The sequence below is a fragment of the Psychrobacter cibarius genome (genome assembly GCF_016107535.1).
GTDB lineage: Bacteria > Pseudomonadota > Gammaproteobacteria > Pseudomonadales > Moraxellaceae > Psychrobacter > Psychrobacter cibarius.
Genome location: NZ_JABASQ010000004.1, coordinates 172,479 through 191,356 on the forward strand (window position 1 = coordinate 172,479; position 18,878 = coordinate 191,356).

Below are 18,878 nucleotides of genomic sequence, written 5' to 3' on the forward strand. Positions count from 1 at the left end.
TGGATGCAATTGGCTTGTTTTTGAAGCAGCAAGCTTAGCCCAAACTGCCTATTACAAACAGCACGAGCAGTTACGTTTGGTTTTTGACATTTTACCGATGCCGGGATTAAAGCTATTGGTTGGGTCTAGACTTTTATAGAAATTCTGCAAATCAGGCTCTGCTTCGTATAGATGACCGACATTATGCTCAGCAGGATATTTGGCTCCGCGTGCGCTCAATAGCTCTAACATCATCTTTTTAACAAGCTTGGCATCACTGCCCTTCTTTAATATATAGTCTTGATGAAACACATAACAAAAGAAATGTCCGTAATACAGCTTCTTTTCTAAGTGTTTTTCAATGTCTTCAGGCAAGCTTTCAAGCCACTCTAGCTCGTTACGTGGTATGGCAATATCCAGCGCTAATATCTCACCGACCTCTTTTTCATGTATAACTTCATAGCGTAATGCGGCACCGGCTGCGGCAAAACGATTTAAAAGCGCGCTTTCTGATTCTTCCTGACTACATTCAAAATAGTTACCCGTGTCCGACGCATCAAAAAACGTCTTCAGAAAATCTTGAGCCTCTGCTATACCTTCATCACTCATTTTTATGATGAGGTGATGCTCGTATTGATTACGGTACTCCATCATGCGCTTGGGCAAATGCTTTGGAAATAGAGTAGCGATAAACTGCATGACTTTGTCAGTGAAATGCTTTGGCATCCATGACCACTTATGAAATTTTGCATCCATAGCGCCTTTGATAGAGAACAGTCTAGGTAAAGCATTTGTACCGAGATGCTTGATACTCAAGAACGTGTCTTTACCGTATTTAGCGGAGACATCAAATATATCACGATGCATATACTCGCCCACTTCAGGGATATTGTCGAAGCGGGATAGTATCTGTCTTCTGAGCTGTGCAAGCTCACTCACACTGTTGGTGCCTATGTAGAAAGTTTGCTCTTTTGCCGCTATTGGATAAGTGTCAAGACGTACTGCAAATACGGCAAGCTTGCCAGCACAGCCGCTTGCTTCATACAGTCTGCGCTTGTCCGCATTAAAGCGACTGGGCGTGCTTGCATCAACATCTTTTACTCGGGCGATGTACTCTCTGTCAGATGCGAGCTTACCAGTGTCAGGTAATTCTCTTCTATCAAAATGACCGTTTTGCAAATTCGTTAATATTTCTTCAGGAGTATCACCCAACTTGACGTCTAGATGATTGACTAGCACCAGTTGACCGTGTTCATTTATTTGGGCAAACAATGCAAGCTCGGTGTAAGCAGGCCCTCTTTTAACCAGAGCTCCACCAGAGTTATTAGATATACCACCAATAATAGACGCACCTAACGTCGAGGAACCGATGACAGAGTGAGGCGCTCTATTGACAGCATTAAGCTGACTTTGCAACTGATGCAATGTCGCCCCAGACAAGCTAATCACTTGCTCGCCATCATTCACCAAATACAACTGGTTTATGGCAAGCGTATTAATCACCACAACGGGTCTATCGTAGTCATTACCGCTTGGTGTTGAGCCTTCAGTCAGGCCTGTTTTTGCCGCTTGCATAATGATAATACAGTCGCCTTCAACGCACACTTCTAGGCTACGCCAAATGTCCAGCAATGTTTGCGGAAACAAAACCGCTAAGGCACTGCCGCCACCAGAGCGCCACCCCATTCTATAGTGCTCATTTTTCTCTGGATCAGCTTGTACATTACTCGCGCCTAGCAAGTTGGTTAGTTTATCTAACACCTGATCAGGACTAAGCATGCCTTGAGAAGCTTGATTTGACGAAGATATATGACGCTCCTTATCTTGTAATGGTGTGTCACTCATGATGCCAAGGGACCTTGAAAACCAAAAATATAAATGGCGGCCATGACGATGATGCCACAGAACAACACATAGTATATGGTGGGTAAAATAGTACGCCTAAGTGTGGCGCCCTCCATACCAAGTAAACCCACCGTTGCTGATGCAGCCACCACGTTATGTATGGCAACCATATTACCGGCTGCGGCACCAACCGCTTGCGCTGCGATGATTAGAGAAGGTGAAATATGTAAGCTCATGGCGGCTTCATATTGGAATTGACTGAACATCATATTAGATACGGTATTAGAGCCTGCGATAAATGCACCTAAAGCACCAATGGTTGCACTAATCAATGGAAAAACATTGCCAAAAGTACCTGAAAACAACTCTGCACTGGCGACTGGCATACTCGCCACATCTGATAAGTTTATGCCTGAATTAATAAAAATTCTAACCATTGGAATCGTAAAGATAAGTACAAAACCTGCCCCTAACACAGTCTTACCTGATTCTTTAAAGGCACTGTTTAGTGCGCTGACGGGCTTTCTAGTTTGAAAAGCGGCGGCAACCAAAGCACTAATTAGTAACAAGCCGCCCGGTAAGTATAAAGGACTAAAACTGGCACTGATATCTGTCTCACCTAAAATCGAGGTTAGGTCTACTGCTACACTGTTAAGTAAAGACTGAAAGCCTGTAAATACTCTTGAAAACACCAGTAAAAGGGCAACCAATAAATAAGGGAACCACGCCATAAGGGTGGACATCTTCTTATCACTCAAGGTTAGCGTAATATCTTCTTTACTGACCACTAACTTACCAAGCCATTCACTCGGCCAGTTTTTTTGCGGTTCAAAATCCCATGTGGTTTTTGGTACCAAAAACCCTCTTTTAGCAGCATTAACAACGACAGTAATACTGACCAAGCCACCGACCAGTGACGGAAACTCTGGCCCTAAAAAAACACCGGTTATCATATAAGGGATTGTAAATGCCAAGCCTGCAAAAATTGCAAACGGCCAAATCGCAAAGCCTTCCCGCCAGCTTTTGTTTTTACCAAAGAAGCGAGTGAGCATCATCACCATAAAAAGTGGCATAAACGTACCAATGACACCGTGAATAATGGCGACTTGACTGGTAATCAGTTGTAAAAATTCGCCCCACTGTACTCCTTGTTGTGCCAGTTGAGCACTAATGGCAGCTTTATCTAACCCATCATTTACCCCTATCACAATAGGCGTACCGACCGCACCAAATGATACAGGTGTACTTTGTATCATCATTCCCATCAACACCGCACCCAGCGCCGGAAATCCTACTGCCACCAGCAAAGGCGCTGCAATAGCGGCAGCTGTACCAAAACCAGAGGCGCCCTCAAGAAAGCAACCAAAGCACCATGCAATAATAATGGCTTGCACACGCCTATCTGGCGATACATTAGTAAACCCAGCACGGATAACGGCGATTGCACCAGTATGTTTTAATGTATTCAACAAAAAAATAGCACCAAAGACTATCCACAATACCGAAACCGTAATGACCAAACCCTGAATAATAGATGATGACACTCGGTTAAGCGTCATATCCCATATAAAAATGGCAAGCGCAGCGGTAACCACTAAAATGATAGGCATTGTTTTTTTAGCTGACCATTGCAAACCTATCAGAAAAATACCACAGAGAACGATTGGCAGTAATGCCAAAAGCCCATATATTGTTTGATTCAAAATTACATCCTTTTGATTGTGTGATCTTCCTTGAACTAAGTCATCGAAGCCTTTATTTTGACGAATCTATGATGACTAAGTTGTATTAAATATTCACAAATAGGGACTGCTTATTTACTAAAGCTGTCTTGTAGACAAAGCCGAGCACGACTTGCGACAGTTTATGTCCCAATGTTAAAAATGCCCTGAAATAGTCTACGCCTTGTTAATTCATTGATATATTGCATCAATGGACAATGTTATTTTCCTTTTTTGCTATAATTAGAAACACATTACTAAAATTGGAGAACAAGTGTGACCAAAGCTGACGACATGATTTTATTCGTTCAAGTTGTCGAAGAAGGGTCATTCTCTAGAGTCGCTGAAAAATTATCATTGACGAACTCGGTAGTGAGCAAGCGCATTGCGAGATTAGAAGAGAACTTAAATATACAACTGCTTTATAGAACCACTAGAAAGTTGAGCTTAACCGATGCAGGCAGGGCGCTTTATAACAAAGCTAAAATTGCTAAATCCGCCTTTCAAGAAGCTGAAAATGCTGTCACGGGTTACGGCGAAGATATGAAAGGTCATATACGTATAACCATGCCTGTGGTCTCTGCGAATTTCATATTTAGCGAATCTATTGCCGAATTCTGTAAACAACACCCTGAAGTATCAGTAGAGTTACAAATTACCAATCGATTGGTTGACTTGATAGAGGAAGGATTTGATTTGGCACTAAGGACCGCTGTGCTTGAAGATTCTTCACTCATTGCAAGGCGCCTTATAGATAGCCAGTGGATTATATGCGCGACTCCAGCCTATTTAGAGCAACATGGTGCGCCTCAAACTCCTGAACAGTTACAAAATCATGAGTGCTTGGTTTATAAGTTTGATAATACGGCTAACAGTACATGGCCGCTATATATAGACGGCAAAGAGCAATTAATATCTGTCCATGGTCGGTTTCATAGCAATCATCTGAGTGCAATTAAACAAGCCGCGCTTAGCGATTTAGGTATCGCTTTTTTACCACAAGTGTTGATCTATGAGGAGATACAGAAAAATACACTCACGCAGATTTTACAATGTTTTACCAGCAAGAAGCTGGGGCTATATGCGGTTTATCCTAAGGCCAGACAACCGGATCAAAAGTTAAAACTGCTCGTTGCACATTTACGAGACTCATTACATCAAAAACAGGCTTACTACTACTAAGTAATAAGCCTGTTTTTGATGTATATAAAAAAACTAATAAAGCGGTCTTAAAATTAAAGAGATGGTGAAGAATTTTTTATAGATAAATTAGATTTTTAATCATATTCGAAGTTCATGAACTTAGTCACTGAATGCCTGTTTAAATACAGTCTATATGATAATGCTATAGGCTTACTATTATAAGAAATGGCATTGATTTTGAAAAATGTAAAAACCTTTTACGCTATCCAATAATTAGCGTAAAAGGTTTTCTGATATTATTTTTAATAATCCACAGTGTAGCTCAAGCCGTAAGTTGTACCCGAGGCAGGCAAACGATTCAAATCGCCATAGGTTGTTTGATGATAGACCGTTAGATAGTCCTTATTGAGTAAGTTATAAATCCCATAGTCTACTCGACCTACCGGCATTTTGACTTGTCCTAATACATCAAGTGTCATATAACCTGTGACTGGCAATGCGCTAGAATCAGGGTCTTTTTGTTGATCCTTAAAGGCTTTATCATCACCGCCAATTGCCAATGCTTGTAGACGTATATTACTGCCTTCATCGAAGTTGTATTGTGCAAATGCGGTGCCTTTAAGTGGTGTCAAGCGTACGGCATCCAGCTCCAACCAATCACCATCTTTATCATACTGGCCACGAGTATAGGCGACACTGCCACCCACTTGCCATTGATCATCAATATCATGGCTGAGCGAGCCTTCTACGCCGTAGACGCGCTCATCGGTATCGACGACTTCTACCGTATAGTCATTGGTAAAGCGTACCGTTTTATCTGATTCATTGTAAAAACCGCTCAATCGTGCAGCAGTACTGCCATGCTTACCTTGCCAGCCCAACTCGTAATTGTCGATCGCAATAGGCTGTACGTTGTCTGAGTTGACGACAAAGCCTGCTCGTACATCACGTAGCGCACGCTGAATGTCAGCAGTGGTAAAGCCTTGTGAGAAATTGGCAAATACTTGGTCATTTGGGGTTAATTGATAGCTGGTACCGATATTAAATAGGGTTTTATCGTGGTCTGTATGGCCCTTTTCCACTTGACCAGCCTGATAGTCAATGCCATAAGCATCACTGACACCGTTGATGAGAGGATCATTAAAATACTCTTCGAGCAATTGCTCATAAATGGGCGTGAAAGTAGCCGTTTCTGCTTTGAGTTTTTGATAGCGCACGCCAGCACTGGTATGCCATTTATCAGTGATATCTATATCCGCATTGACAAAAGCGCCCCATTTATCAATGGTGGTATCTGGTCCACCATTATAGCTAAGACCATTTGGCTGAGCACTTAGACCGTTACTGGTTTTAAATTTATCTAAGTCTTGACCTTCATAAGTTTGCTCGCTTTTTTCGCGTTCAAAATCAGCCCCATAGCTAAACAGCGTTTTTTTACCACCAATTTCACTATCTGTTTGCATGGCGGCGCGTAGACCCATCACCTCAATGTCAGCTTCTGATTGAGTGACGACGACTGCCCCGCCCAGTAATTCTTTTAGCGTACTCTCATCGGTAAGGCCATTAGCCACCCAGACTTCGCCCGCTTGTGCAGGGAAAACTTTACCAGAAGGATAAAAACGGCCTTTTTCGTCTCGATAGTACCCTGTGACGCTCAAATTTGAGCCCGCAATATCATCATTATTATAGTTAAGGTTCACTGATGTTTTGGTGGTATAAGGCTCGTTTGCTACGTCAGCACCATCAATCGCTTTTAAAGATGGTGGTAATTTTTTCGGTTTTAATAATACTTGTAAATTTTTACCATAATCTGGACCGTAGTCCGTATCCTGCTCATCTTTGTAGTAAGTCACTGCCAAATCGAGACGCTGACTGTCAGTGAGCTCTATACCCAAGCTACCGTTAATACTTAGCGACTCAGTATCTTGTTGGTCAGTTTGGTTAACGTCTGGGCTGATGCGATTATCATGACTATCGAACTTGCCGCCTTTCGTTTCATAATCCACATCTAGGCGACCATAAACTCGCTCACCGCCATAGCCTAATGTCTGCCCCACATGATAACCCACTGAATCTGAGTCAAAATTACGACTGCTACTGACGCCGACTCTGGTTTGCCTGATAGAGCCATACCCCACCATAGATTTTGTGACGAGATTAATCAGACCACCAGCCGCGCCAGCCCCATAAATACTGGTCGCACCAGAGAGCACCTCTACCCGCTCAAGCTGCGAAGGGTCGATACTGTTTAGCTCGCGTGACAGGCTGCGTGAGCCACTCAATGGCACACCATTCAGCAAAAACTGCACGGGACGGCCATGCATGGTCGTGCCGTAGTTACTGGTTGAGCCACTACTTGCCCCCAAACTTGGAATCAGCTGAGCCAATATATCTCCAGTAGTACGATTGCCTGTCGCCTGCATCTGCAGCTCATTTTCGGTAATTACCTGCGTGACGGCAGGCATCTCACTAATTTTTTGTGCCAAAGCCGTTCCTGTCCTTGCTTTAGCAGTGACCGTAATGGTATCTAAAGTCACGTTTGGTAACTCACTTGAGGCGGCGTTGACAGCTAAGTCTTCTGAAAGCATCGTATTTGAAGCGATGTCCATAGCACTGACATTGTTTTGTGCATATAGTTGCTGGCTGATACAAAAGGTAAGAAAGGATAGAGCAACTTGATGGTGGCGTTTCATATTCACTTCACTTAATTGGAGGATCAAAGAGTGGTAAAAGTTATATTTAGCTAATAATGCTGTGTGTACTAACTTTGTGAACAATATTGTAAATGATAATCATTGTTGTTTCTATAATTATTTACAATATCGAAAACCCTTATTGCTCCCAAAAAATACTGCTCCAGCGTCACTCAAGATTCGATATCTAAGCGGTATCCATAATTCAATTAATAGCTCTCTATATGGCTCAACACTGATATATTATTCATATCACCCAAGCGCCTGAACAAGGCTTCTTAGAGCATATGATGGCCTTGGTACGATAGAAGATGCCAAACGTACCAGAACGCCAAATGAGATTGAACTGACTATATTGCCGTCCTCTCAAAAGGCAAACTCATTGCTATTTTTATTTCAGTGGCTTTGTTAGTTTGCTTAATTTCGACAACGATTGGCGTAGTAGTCATGAGCTGGATGCTCAAGCTAAGGTGATTGTGATCTTGGGACGAGCGGTGGAAGCTGCTGGCGACGTCGATGTACTATGGATTTAGAACAACAATTACCAGAAGTGGCTCGCCGTGGTAGTACGCTACTGCTCATTTCATTAATATTAGACCAATACGGTCTTATGAATTTGCCGGCAAGAGAGATAAATACTGGGTGTTCAGTAGGTGTCACTTTCGTTCTGCTAGGCATGATCATGGAGCTGTGGCTCACTCCTTCATTTTAAGTGCCATAAAAAGCACTCCAATAGGCACCGCTAAATCTACTTTTCATCTTAAGAATTAATCGGGTGCGTTAATATGATGTGTTTAAATATAATTCAGTAAGCCTATAACAAGCTTTCAATGAGCACCATTCTATTTATGCTTTAGGTAACAACTTGCCAGTAGAATAACGAGTAATTATTGATATCGCTAAGTCTACGTCTCATCTACTTTTTGAGCCTTGAACTCACAGAAGAGTGAATTATATGCTAATAAATTTCCTATTTGGGTGCGGCAAATCTTTAGCACTATAATTCACTAATCTATAATGATATTACAAACACGCCTTAACTCAAATCAAAAATCCATTGTGGCTGACAGCATAAATGTACGCGGCTCACCCAAGCCAAGACTGGTATAATGCGGCTTTGCCCAATAAGCTTTATTAGTTACGTTAGCAACACTCGTTCTTAATGTCAGCGGCTTTTTATCAATAGAGGTGGCATAACGTGCACCTAAATCATATACAGTGCGACCTGGTAATGACAGTGAGTTGCCTGCGTCAAGATATTGCTTAGATATCGAGTTTGCATTAGCTGTCAATGTCAAGTCTTGAATAAAAGGTAGATCCCATTCAACACCAAGCTTAGACTGCCATTGTGGGACACCTGTAGCTCTATTACCCTCATTAACGCCACCAAGCGTCTTGGTTAGCTTCGCATCAATATATGAAACCCCACCCATTAGGCGTATATCTTCAATGGGTGAGCCAAAAAACCCCCATTCAACACCTCGGTTACGCTGTTCGCCAGCATAAGAAAAGATATTACTAACAGGGTCTAAATAGCTATTAGGTTTCTCTATTTCATAAACACTTAGGGTATGTGAGAACTCACCAAGATCAAGCTTTACGCCAACTTCTTTTTGTTGCGTCTTATAAGGGGCAAACATTTCACCAGCATTTTCTGCATCTATCGGTGCAGTAGAACCTTGGCTCAAACCTTCTATATAGTTAGCATACAAAGAAACTTGATCGTTTACTTTACTTAGTAGCGCTATTGATGGCGTAGTCGCACTTTCGTTGTAATCCTTTGCTGATGCCAGCATACCTGCTTGTTTACTTTCTACCTGTTGATGTCGCAGTCCTAAAGTCAGCTGATATTTATCCTCAGCAAAAGACAGTGTGTCTGCAAGACCATAGCTGGTCAAATTCGTTTTTGTGTTCAGTAGCGCAGGAGAATTGAAGGGAATATTACGCGACTCCCATACTGGTTTATATATGTTCGTGACCCAGTCTTCAGCTAATAAACCCCTTCTAGCACTTAAATCATAATCTTCCTGATAGTCAACGATGTTAAATGCCAATTGATGATTAACTCGTCCTGTTTGGAATTTACTTTTTAACCCTATCTCAGCAGACTGTCTTTCGACTTCATCATCAACTTCTCCAAGGTTAGTCCGATAATCTCCTGCGGCATTGATAATCTGCGCGACAGAGGCACTCTGCGACTTAAATTTTGTTTTACTATTTCCGCCCGCACCATAAATCATTAAATCGTCAGTCACATCATATTCACCACGTATCATTAGCCCCTTATCTTCACTATCATTAAATGCCCAGCTTGGGTTCAGTAGCGTCTCTGGTTTGGGCGGCTTAGGAATCGACAATCCTGGTGCTAGGGTGAGACCGCGAGTCGGTCCATCGACACGATCTTTACTATGATAAAGATCTGTCGATAATCGAGCACGCTCTCCTTTCCAGTCCAGTGCAACAGAAGCCAGTTGCGCTTGTTTTTTTTGATCATTTACTGCACTATCACCCTCTCTATAAGCACCATTAATCCGAACACCAAACTGCTTGTCTTCACCAAAACGACGTCCTACATCCACATGCCCACCAAGTTGTGAGTCTGATAAATATCTTGCCGTCACTCGCGTCAACGGCTCATCGCCTGCTCGTTTAGGCACTAGGTTGACTGCACCGCCTACTGAGCCTTTGGGCGGCATACCATTCAATAAAGCTGAGGGCCCTTTGAGTACTTCGATACGCTCAAACATCTCAGGTGAGCTACGATAATAAGGTGCCATACCGAATAGCCCGTCTACCGTAACATCACCAACGTCTGAAGAGAATCCACGGATAGAATAACTTTCAAGATTCTGGCCACCAACCCCACTGCTAAAGACGGCAGGATCAGTAGCAGCGATGACAGCCGTAATATCGGTGGCTTGCTGATCTTCAATAAATTTATCGGTATAGCTGATGGCACTAAACGGCGTCTCTAAAAAATCCTTATTTCCCAAGAATCCAGCGTGATTGGTATAGGTCACCTGCCCACCTGAGTAGATAGGATTGTCGTTGCGTTCTGCCACTACTGTTATCGCAGGCAAGGTCACTGTAGGAACGTTGTTATCCTCCTCTAACGGTGGGTTTTGCGCTCCATTGCCAGACTCAGTGGTTTGCTCACTATGTGTCACATTACTATTTGTCTGTGCATACGCTGATGGCATACAGATGAATACCGTCCCAGCGACTAGGCTCAAAGACATGGCAAGTCTTGCTGATACGATATAATTGAGCGCGAAAGAAGGTTTGGTCAGTGTCGCCCGCTGTTTGACCCTATTTTTATGATCTAAGTGTTGAAGTTGGTGCATGGAAACGTCCTCTTGTTTTGATGGAAAATAATAATGCGAATAAAAACACAAATGATAATCATTAACAATTTAGGATAAAAAGAGCCCTCTCTTTCTCACTTAATTATTCACTAGAGCGTGTCCTAGTCCTACGTTAAAAAACATCGTTCGTCTTAGAAGGTTCCTAGAGTGTCTCTAGGACGTTGGCTGATAGCCTTTGAGGACATCGTCCATTATGATGTTTAATGAGGTTGGGCTAGCGGCTGCTATATACCACGCATCTGCATCAACAAAAACAACACGACCATTTTTCCATGCTGTTGTTTGACGAAGTAAAGGGTTGCTCACATCATCAGGATTGATAATAGCGCGATGCTCCATGACAGCGGTACGGTCTACAATATAAAGAATGTCTGGATCTGCCTGCTGTATAAACTCACTAGAAATCGGCTGTCCATGTAGGCTGGTCTCTACAATCGTACTCGCAGGCTTGACACCCAAGTCATTAAAGATAAAACCATAGCGTGATTGCAGCCCAAAATTGCTAAAAGCCCCATTATTGTGTAAGACAACCAGTGCTTTTTCTGAGCGGTTTTTTGTGAAGTCCTGAACCTCTTTGACTCTTGCATCTAACTGCGTGGCTTTTTGTTCTGCCAATGCCTCTTTATCAAAAATACGACCTAGAGTTAATAAGTGGCTTTTAACACTGGCTATATGCTGCTGACTGTTATTAAAATTCACATCGAAATGCAGAGTCGGTGCAATCTCTGACAGCTCTTGATAGTTAGCGGCGTGAAGCGGGGTCATTAAAATCAGATCAGGATGTAGCGCATGGATACGTTCCATATTTGGCTGAACAATAGCGCCCAAGTCCTCTACTGCGGCATCCGCTTTGTACTGCGAAAGAAAGTGCGGAATATAGTCTTTGACCATTCCTGCAATCGGAACATCGAGCTGATCCAAAAAATCAGCTTCATTCATATCCAGTACCGCGACGCGTTGCGGTCGAGTATTGATGACAGTAGTACCAAGCTCATGCTTGATCGTGATGGGCGTCTCAAGTTTTTGTGACGCGTGTGCTGGCTCATTTGTCAGCTCAGTAGATTTTTTTTCGCATCCTTGTAATGATACGGCGGCCGACATGACCAGTATCCAAACCCAATCTCTCTTACTCAAATTCATACTGCATCCCCTGATAAATTGAAGTAGTTGCACAGGCAACCACGTTCACTACGAATGATCTCAAAATCAAGATCGTATAACTCACTTAAATTGGTTTCTGTCACGACCTGCTCGGACAGTCCGCTAAAGCTAAGCGTGCCATTTTTTAAAGCCACAATATGGTCAGAATAGTTGGCTGCAAAATTGATATCATGAATCACCAAAATCACCGTGCGCCCCCGCTCATCACATAGACGGCGTAAGGCTTGCATGATTTGCACTGCATGCTTCATGTCAAGATTGTTTAGTGGCTCATCCAATAACAACACATCTGTCTGTTGCGCGATGGTCATCGCCAAAAAAGCCATTTGCCGCTGTCCACCACTTAATTCATCCAGATAAGAATGACGTAGAGGCTCTAATGCCAAAAAATCAATGGCCTCATCAATGATGCGTCGATCTTCTGTGGTTAGCGCACCACGGCTATACGGAAAGCGTCCAAAGGAGATCAGCTCCTCCACGGTTAATCGTAGATTAAACCCTGGAGACTGCCGCAGTGTCGCAACATGATGCGCGTATTCAGAAGTACCAATCTCACGGATGTTGCGATCATTGAATGATATCTCACCGCTACTTGTTTCCAATAGCCTTGCCATCATCATCAACAAGGTGGATTTTCCAGCACCATTAGGACCAATTAAAGAGGTAACACTGCCAGCCTGAAATTCTAGGCTGATATCTGATAGCACAGATTTTTTGCCATAGTTTTTATGGACATGGTTGATGGTAATCATGTGAACCCTCTAGTACGGACGGTCAGCGCAAGAAAATAGATGCCACCCACAAGGTTGACGAGAATACTGACACTGGTTTTATAATTAAAGACATGCTCAACAAATATTTGAGCGACTAAAAATATGGCGATAGTAATGGCACAAGCGATGGGTAAGGTGACTTTGTGTTGGTTACTCCCTGCAAGCGCATAAGCGATGTTGGCAATGAACACACCCATAAATACCGTAGGACCAATCAAGCTCGTTGACACAGCCACCAAAATGGCAATTAAAGCCAGATATAACTTAACATATCTAGGATGGTTTACACCAAGAGACAGCGACTGCTCACGGCCAAGCGCCATCACATCTAAGACAGGCAGTGTCTTACGACTAACCCATAGTACGGTGGCTACCGCAAGCGCTCCATAAAACAGAGTCTCTGGCTGAGATCGATTAAACGAGGTGTAGCTTAACCCCTGAAAAACCGAAAACTCGCCAGGGCTAATACGCAGCTGAATAAACTGCGTAACCGTACCGATGACCATCGTCAACACCAAGCCAAATAACAACAAGGTATAGACATCATTTTTACATCGAGGGAAAAGCCAGTGATGAAGTGCCCAAGAATATGCCAGCATCAATACGATTGATACGATAAAATTACCACTGACACCTAGCAGCATCAGTCCATTTGTACCCATCACAAAGAGCAGCAGCACTTGCCACAATAAATAAACAGCCTCATAGCCCATGATAGAAGGCGCCAAAATACGATTGCCAACAATAGTTTGAAAGATTATAGATGAAAAAGCTAAGCATATACTACCGAGAACAATAGTCGCTAGACGCATCAAACGCTTAGGAATTAAGTAATCAAAATCTAAATCAGAGCCTATCAATAAGAAGATAAGCGCCAGCAATATAATCAGTATCACGGTCGCCCAAACCTTTGCCGCAGCACTCATCTCACCCCCTTCATGATTAACACAAGGAATATTACACCGCCTACCCCGCCTGCGGTAAGGCCAATGGGAACCTCAAAAGGATAAATGACGAGCCGCCCAAAAATATCACAAATCAGCAGCAAACAAGCACCGCCTAAGGCGACTACTGGCAGTGTCCGCGACAGGTTTTCCCCGTACTTTAGAGCGACTAGATTTGGAATAACCAGCCCCACAAAAGGTATGGCGCCGATGGTGATGACTGAAGCGGCCACCGTTACTGAGACTAGCATAAGCCCTAAGGCAGCTGTCGCCGCATAGCCGAGTCCTAGACTGGCGGCCATGTCCTCGCCCATACCCAGTACCGTAAAGCGATGGGCATAAATATAGGCTAATACAATGATGGGCAAAATAATATAAATCAGCTCGTAATGACCTTGTATAACCCTTGAAAAATCTCCCAATAACCACCCTTGCATACTTTGTAAAATATTATGGCGATACGCATAAAACTCCGCAATTGATCTCAGCACACTGCCATACATCAACCCAAGAACAGGAATAAGCACAGCGCTCTTAAACTTAATACGACTGATAATGAGAATAAAAAGTAAGCTTGCGGCAAAGCAAAAAACCAGCGCAAAGATCATTTTACTACTCGTACTGGCATTAGGAAGCATGGTGAGCGAGACCAAAATGCCAAGTTTGGCAGCATCCAAACCCCCTGAAGTTGCGGGCTCAACAAACTTGTTACGGACGATGTGCTGTAAAATCACGCCGCTAACAGACAAACCCACTCCTGTCAGTACCAGCGCAATCAGCCGTGGTATACGGCTCGCCGTTAAGGTCAACCATGCATCGTTGGAGAAATTAAAGAGAGCTATAAGTGAGGTCTGTTTTGAGCCCAGCATAAGAGAAACGGCACAGAGTAAAATGAGTAACAAAGATAGTGAGCGCATTATTGAAGTTCTTCTTACTTATTACGAATGACTTTTTACTACGCTGAAACATACCACCAACAGTCTATAAAACTCATTGCTAGGATTTTTCATTAAAGCATAAATGAGAATCAATCATACTATGCTTGTTTGAATAGGTAAGTTGAATATAAGGTGAAATTGGGAAGTTATACCGTGAATAAGGGAACTTATTCGGAACGATACCTCAGCATTTACCAAGGTTTAAAGATTGAATTAACTCAGGCGCAACATAGGTTTGGCATAAATAAGTCGTATATCAGCAATGCTTATTTAGCTGATTTCAGAAGATTGTGGCAGCTTGACATCTATTGGTTGGCTAGATAAGTTGTGTGGGTGTAACGCCATAAAATTTGGCAAAAGCTTTACTGAAATTGCTAGGATCACGATAGCCAACATACCATGCAGTCTCTTGGACGCTTTTATATTCATCTAGCAACAAACGCATTGCTTCCTGCATACGCAGTTCACGGATAAAGCTGCCGATTGTTTTACCCGTTTGTTGTTTGAACTGTTGCTTGAGATAGCATTCGTTTATACCCACTCGTTGAGCCAACAAGGAAATTGTTAATTTATTACTGTACTCTTGGCGAATAATATCAACGGCCTGATCAATTTGGCTTTTTTGGTTTGCTAATCGGCCTGATATATCTTGAATGCCTAAAATATCTTGGCAAAGCAGCAATGCTTGACTCTCTAAAGCTAATCGATCACTCAAAGTACAGCAAGGTAAAGAGAGGATATAAGCTGCACGAGCAAGTAGACGTGGCTGGTTGGATAAGCTGACTTGAACCATTTCAGGATCTTGATTATTAGAAGGTAATAGCCATGTTGGAACAGCGAAGCTTTCTGCCCAGCGCGACAACAATGTTTGATTAAAATCGATTGTTACGATATGGCTATTTATAGGGGAATTCTGCAAATATTCAGTATCAACTATAGAGTTTATATCACCAAAATCTCCTGATCGTCGCCAAATTTGCTGCGAATGAATACTTGTATCAGTCCGTAAATTACTAGCATGTAAGGTATAGTTCGCATCTACAATTAAGTGCATCCCTACATCACAAGAAAATGGTGCGGCGGGTTCCACCAAAGATTGGCTGCTAGCAATGCTGTTTCGACCGAGCACGATACCATTATGCAAGCTCAGTAAGTCACCATAACCAGAGCTGCCATCATAAGTTGGACGTTTAATCAAATAGTCCGAATCAGGATGATCGAAAGACCAGTATTCGGTCTGATAGTGGTCGTAAAATGCATGTAAGTTTGCCATATAAATACAATCAAGATGTTTTGGTATGTGTGTTTATGTTATATCCAGCTAAAAATAGCTTTACACGTATAAATAGCCAGTTCTCCAGTCTTGAAGCAATAATAGCATTATTAGTAATAAACAATCATCTTAATGTTAATGATTATCAATTAAATATAATTAAATATAATTCAATGGTATTCACATACCAAAAAGGAGTAAGCATGAGTCTGCTTATAGCGAATATAAAAAAAGAGCTTGATGATATTGAACAGTTTTGGAAGCCTACTGATATTGCTCAGTTTAATCAATTAACCGTAAAACTGGCTAAATTGAAAGGTGAGTATGAATGGCATAATCACGAATATGAAGATAAGTTATTTCACGTATTGTCAGGCCAGCTATTTATTATATTAGAAGACAAAACCGTAGAGGTGAACGCTGGTGAAGTTGTCGTTATTCCTAAGAACAGTAACCATAAACCTTATGCGCCTACTGAAACGAGTGTAATGTTTTTTGAACCTTTATGAATATATAGCCGGTACAATATAATTCAGATACAAGGAAGGCGAGCGAAAGTACTACAAATAGTAGACTAAGCGAGCCTGACACAGTATCTGATTTATATAGGATTGACTATAGAATTAAATCTATAACAATGTTTCTATTACAGCTATTTGATTGAAATGCATCTGAGCACTCAGTATTAATAATTTGTAAAGCCGTTAAAAATACCGCCGCCTTTGTAAATTAAATATCGAAAATGCAACATGCATAACAAACTTATCAACCATTTATTGAATACGCACTTTGCTTTTTAAAGAGTGGTTAGCCAATCACTCTTGCAGATTTTTCTCCTAATGAAGGTGTGAATATTAGCATTCTCATTACTCGCGTTTATATTATTTCAATATCAGGATATAACGAGGCTAAGTTAACCAAATCCCTCCAATGAGTAGGAGCTTCTCTGCCTGCTTATAAAGCTATCTGGAGATATGCATATGTCAAATAGATGGTTTTAAATAAGTCGTCATCTGCGTTTCAATTCTATTGTATTAGCATATAAACTTGATTATTTTTCCTCACGGTATAAGATGTTTTTTGCTTCTATTCTAAAATCTTCATGACTAATGGCAGGCTCAATGCTAGCTGTACTTAGGTTTATATGTGAGACAGACGCTTCTGGCTCACGATATAAGATATTCTGTGCTTCCTGTCTAAAATCACCATAACTAATAGCAGTCTCGGCTTGAGCATACTTAGCTTCAACATTAGCCTTAATATGATTGTTTTTAACTTCTACTAGCGGTGAGCTATCTGCTACCGTCTCGTTGATTTGATGAGTAGCTACCGTAACAGGTAGATGAACACTTACCATGGATGTTTGAGGAATTGTTGAAAAAAAACGAGCAGACACAAATATAGTCGTTAATAACAAGACACCCACTATGGCAAACCATTTTACATGACTCAGCAAACTGCCTTTTGCTAGCTTTGCTGTGTCGGTTGCTAATAGTGGCTCTTTATTAGAATTACTGGATAAGCCAACACTTTTATTGATATCACTTTTATTGTCTGAGATAGTCATAATTCAATACCGAGTCAATCCATGTTATGAACGGCCTATCACCGTATCCTTGATCTCAGGATACGGGCTCTCGGGTATGTTGCAATGATTTTTGGTATGAGCGATAGAATTGACTGATAAGCGGCTTGAAAGTACTATTATTGTATGGCTAGTTGCTGATGAGCAATTTGAAAAATGGTAATAAAAATGAGATGAATTGCAGTCTAATAAGCAAAATAGCACAGGTTATCTCGAGGTATTAAGCAGATATTTAACGCTGCTTGGCAAAATTCAGTCCATTTGAATTGATAACATGCCTTAGATTGAATGACTAGTTGAAATTATGAATGTGCAACAGACCCTAATCATTGGTCTCACGATACAAGGTACTTTGAGATTCTTCTCTAAAGTCATCATAAGTGATGGCTGCATCAGCTGCTGGCATGGTCGATGGGGCTTCAGTAGTCTCTACCCCATTAGGATTAGTGTCTGGATTCTCAGTGGGGGATTCATCTGGTTGCGATATCACTGTCGATTTGTCTATCGCGCCTGTATCCGCAGAAGGTTGGTTGTCATCGGTTACTACTGCTTTGCCAGTGCTAACAGCTGGTGCTGCATCTGTCGTTGTTGTTTTCGTCTCTGCACTATCAGGTGCAATCGTTTTCGTTGAGGTCGATAGAACGCCGGTGAAAATTAGTGTCGCTACAATAATAGCAATCAATAATGAGCCAAATATCATGCCAATAATAAGCGGTTTTTTGCTACTTACTTGCTTTTCCTTTGATTTTGCTAATTGTTTAGCAATGGCACTGTCATTTACAGCGTCGTTATTATTAGATAGTTGTTCGTTTCTAACTTTTTCCGCTGCTGATCTTTCTGAATCTTGACGTTTTAAATCATCAGTATTCGCGCTATCCGCCATATATAAAGAAGATTTATCGTTATTTGCATCAGAATCTAAAGAGTTGTCAGTATTAGCTATCGGTGCATGATTTTTCGAAAAACCCTCGTCTTTATCGTCATCAGAAAAATCTACATTAATACCTGTGCTCACGCTTTCTTGCTCTAAATTAGCAAATAATTCTAGCTCTGTGGCGCTTAATGGCTCATACGATGAAAGGTGATCGGTATTCTTTAGTGGCTTTAATGCATTTTCTTTGAAAGTAGCGTTATCCTCATTACTATCGACATTTTCGACACGCGTGATGAAACGCTCGTAGATATTATCTTTACGCATACGCTTACGTGGCTTAGTATTAGCAATTTTGGCTAAATTTGCCTCTAACTGCGCATTAGGGCTATTTTTTTTGTCGCTCATGAAGTAATACCAAACCAGTTTTTACCGCGAAAAAGTAGATGACGGCTAGAATTAAGAATAAAGTTTTTATTGTTTGCTAAAGTGTAACACTAACGTTAACAAACAATATAGTAGCTCGCCTCGTTCGCTTCAAGCATAATTTGTCGCTTGCTGCTCTTATTCGGATAAAATAATCAAGA

13 protein-coding genes are annotated in these 18,878 nt (G+C 41.7%); 2 read left to right on the plus strand and 11 right to left on the minus strand.

Going from position 1 to position 18,878, the window contains the following annotated elements:
* Positions 1-51: 51 nt before the first annotated feature.
* Entirely contained in the window at positions 52-1,824 is a 1,773-nt protein-coding gene (gene dld / locus JFC08_RS04970) for a D-lactate dehydrogenase (RefSeq protein WP_445260950.1), read from the minus strand.
* Positions 1,821-3,527: an L-lactate permease gene (locus JFC08_RS04975; protein WP_193007398.1), complete on the minus strand. Its 1,707-nt coding sequence runs from the start codon at positions 3,525-3,527 to the stop codon at positions 1,821-1,823. Before JFC08_RS04975 ends, dld begins: the two co-directional genes overlap by 4 nt.
* A gap of 294 nt (positions 3,528-3,821) precedes the next feature.
* Between JFC08_RS04975 and JFC08_RS04980 the strand changes: the two genes are divergently transcribed.
* The gene (locus JFC08_RS04980) at positions 3,822-4,727 is read left to right on the plus strand and encodes a LysR family transcriptional regulator (RefSeq protein WP_198329931.1); all 906 of its coding nucleotides are present in this window, start codon (positions 3,822-3,824) and stop codon (positions 4,725-4,727) included.
* Between the two features lie 263 nt (positions 4,728-4,990).
* Here JFC08_RS04980 and JFC08_RS04985 read toward each other — a convergent pair whose 3' ends face one another.
* From JFC08_RS04985 to JFC08_RS05020, 7 genes are all read right to left on the minus strand, one after another.
* Entirely contained in the window at positions 4,991-7,381 is a 2,391-nt protein-coding gene (locus tag JFC08_RS04985; protein WP_198329932.1) for a TonB-dependent receptor, read from the minus strand.
* Between the two features lie 1,046 nt (positions 7,382-8,427).
* Complete coding sequence (locus tag JFC08_RS04995) at positions 8,428-10,725, minus strand: TonB-dependent receptor (RefSeq protein ID WP_198329933.1); 2,298 nt, start codon at positions 10,723-10,725, stop codon at positions 8,428-8,430.
* A gap of 174 nt (positions 10,726-10,899) precedes the next feature.
* Complete coding sequence (locus tag JFC08_RS05000) at positions 10,900-11,886, minus strand: siderophore ABC transporter substrate-binding protein (protein ID WP_198329934.1); 987 nt, start codon at positions 11,884-11,886, stop codon at positions 10,900-10,902.
* Positions 11,883-12,659 (minus strand): iron ABC transporter ATP-binding protein, encoded by a 777-nt coding sequence (locus tag JFC08_RS05005; protein ID WP_198329935.1) that lies wholly within the window; start codon positions 12,657-12,659, stop codon positions 11,883-11,885. The genes JFC08_RS05000 and JFC08_RS05005 overlap by 4 nt, the downstream gene beginning before the upstream one ends.
* Positions 12,656-13,606 (minus strand): iron chelate uptake ABC transporter family permease subunit, encoded by a 951-nt coding sequence (locus JFC08_RS05010; RefSeq protein WP_198329936.1) that lies wholly within the window; start codon positions 13,604-13,606, stop codon positions 12,656-12,658. The genes JFC08_RS05005 and JFC08_RS05010 overlap by 4 nt, the downstream gene beginning before the upstream one ends.
* A complete protein-coding gene (locus tag JFC08_RS05015) occupies positions 13,603-14,541 on the minus strand; it encodes an ABC transporter permease (protein WP_198329937.1) in 939 nt (312 codons plus the stop codon). The genes JFC08_RS05010 and JFC08_RS05015 overlap by 4 nt, the downstream gene beginning before the upstream one ends.
* Before the next feature lie 337 nt (positions 14,542-14,878).
* Positions 14,879-15,835 (minus strand): helix-turn-helix domain-containing protein, encoded by a 957-nt coding sequence (locus tag JFC08_RS05020; RefSeq protein WP_198329938.1) that lies wholly within the window; start codon positions 15,833-15,835, stop codon positions 14,879-14,881.
* A gap of 35 nt (positions 15,836-15,870) precedes the next feature.
* Here JFC08_RS05020 and JFC08_RS05025 point away from each other — a divergent pair, with 35 nt between their 5' ends.
* Positions 15,871-16,344, plus strand: a complete 474-nt coding sequence (locus tag JFC08_RS05025) for a cupin domain-containing protein (protein ID WP_198329939.1) — start codon at positions 15,871-15,873, stop codon at positions 16,342-16,344.
* 542 nt (positions 16,345-16,886) lie between these two features.
* Here the strand turns inward: JFC08_RS05025 and JFC08_RS05030 are convergent.
* The gene (locus JFC08_RS05030; protein WP_198329940.1) at positions 16,887-17,402 is read right to left on the minus strand and encodes a hypothetical protein; all 516 of its coding nucleotides are present in this window, start codon (positions 17,400-17,402) and stop codon (positions 16,887-16,889) included.
* A 340-nt stretch (positions 17,403-17,742) separates the two neighbouring features.
* On the minus strand, positions 17,743-18,699 hold the full coding sequence (locus JFC08_RS05035) for a hypothetical protein (protein WP_198329941.1): 957 nt from the start codon (positions 18,697-18,699) through the stop codon (positions 17,743-17,745).
* Between the last annotated feature and the right edge of the window lie 179 nt (positions 18,700-18,878).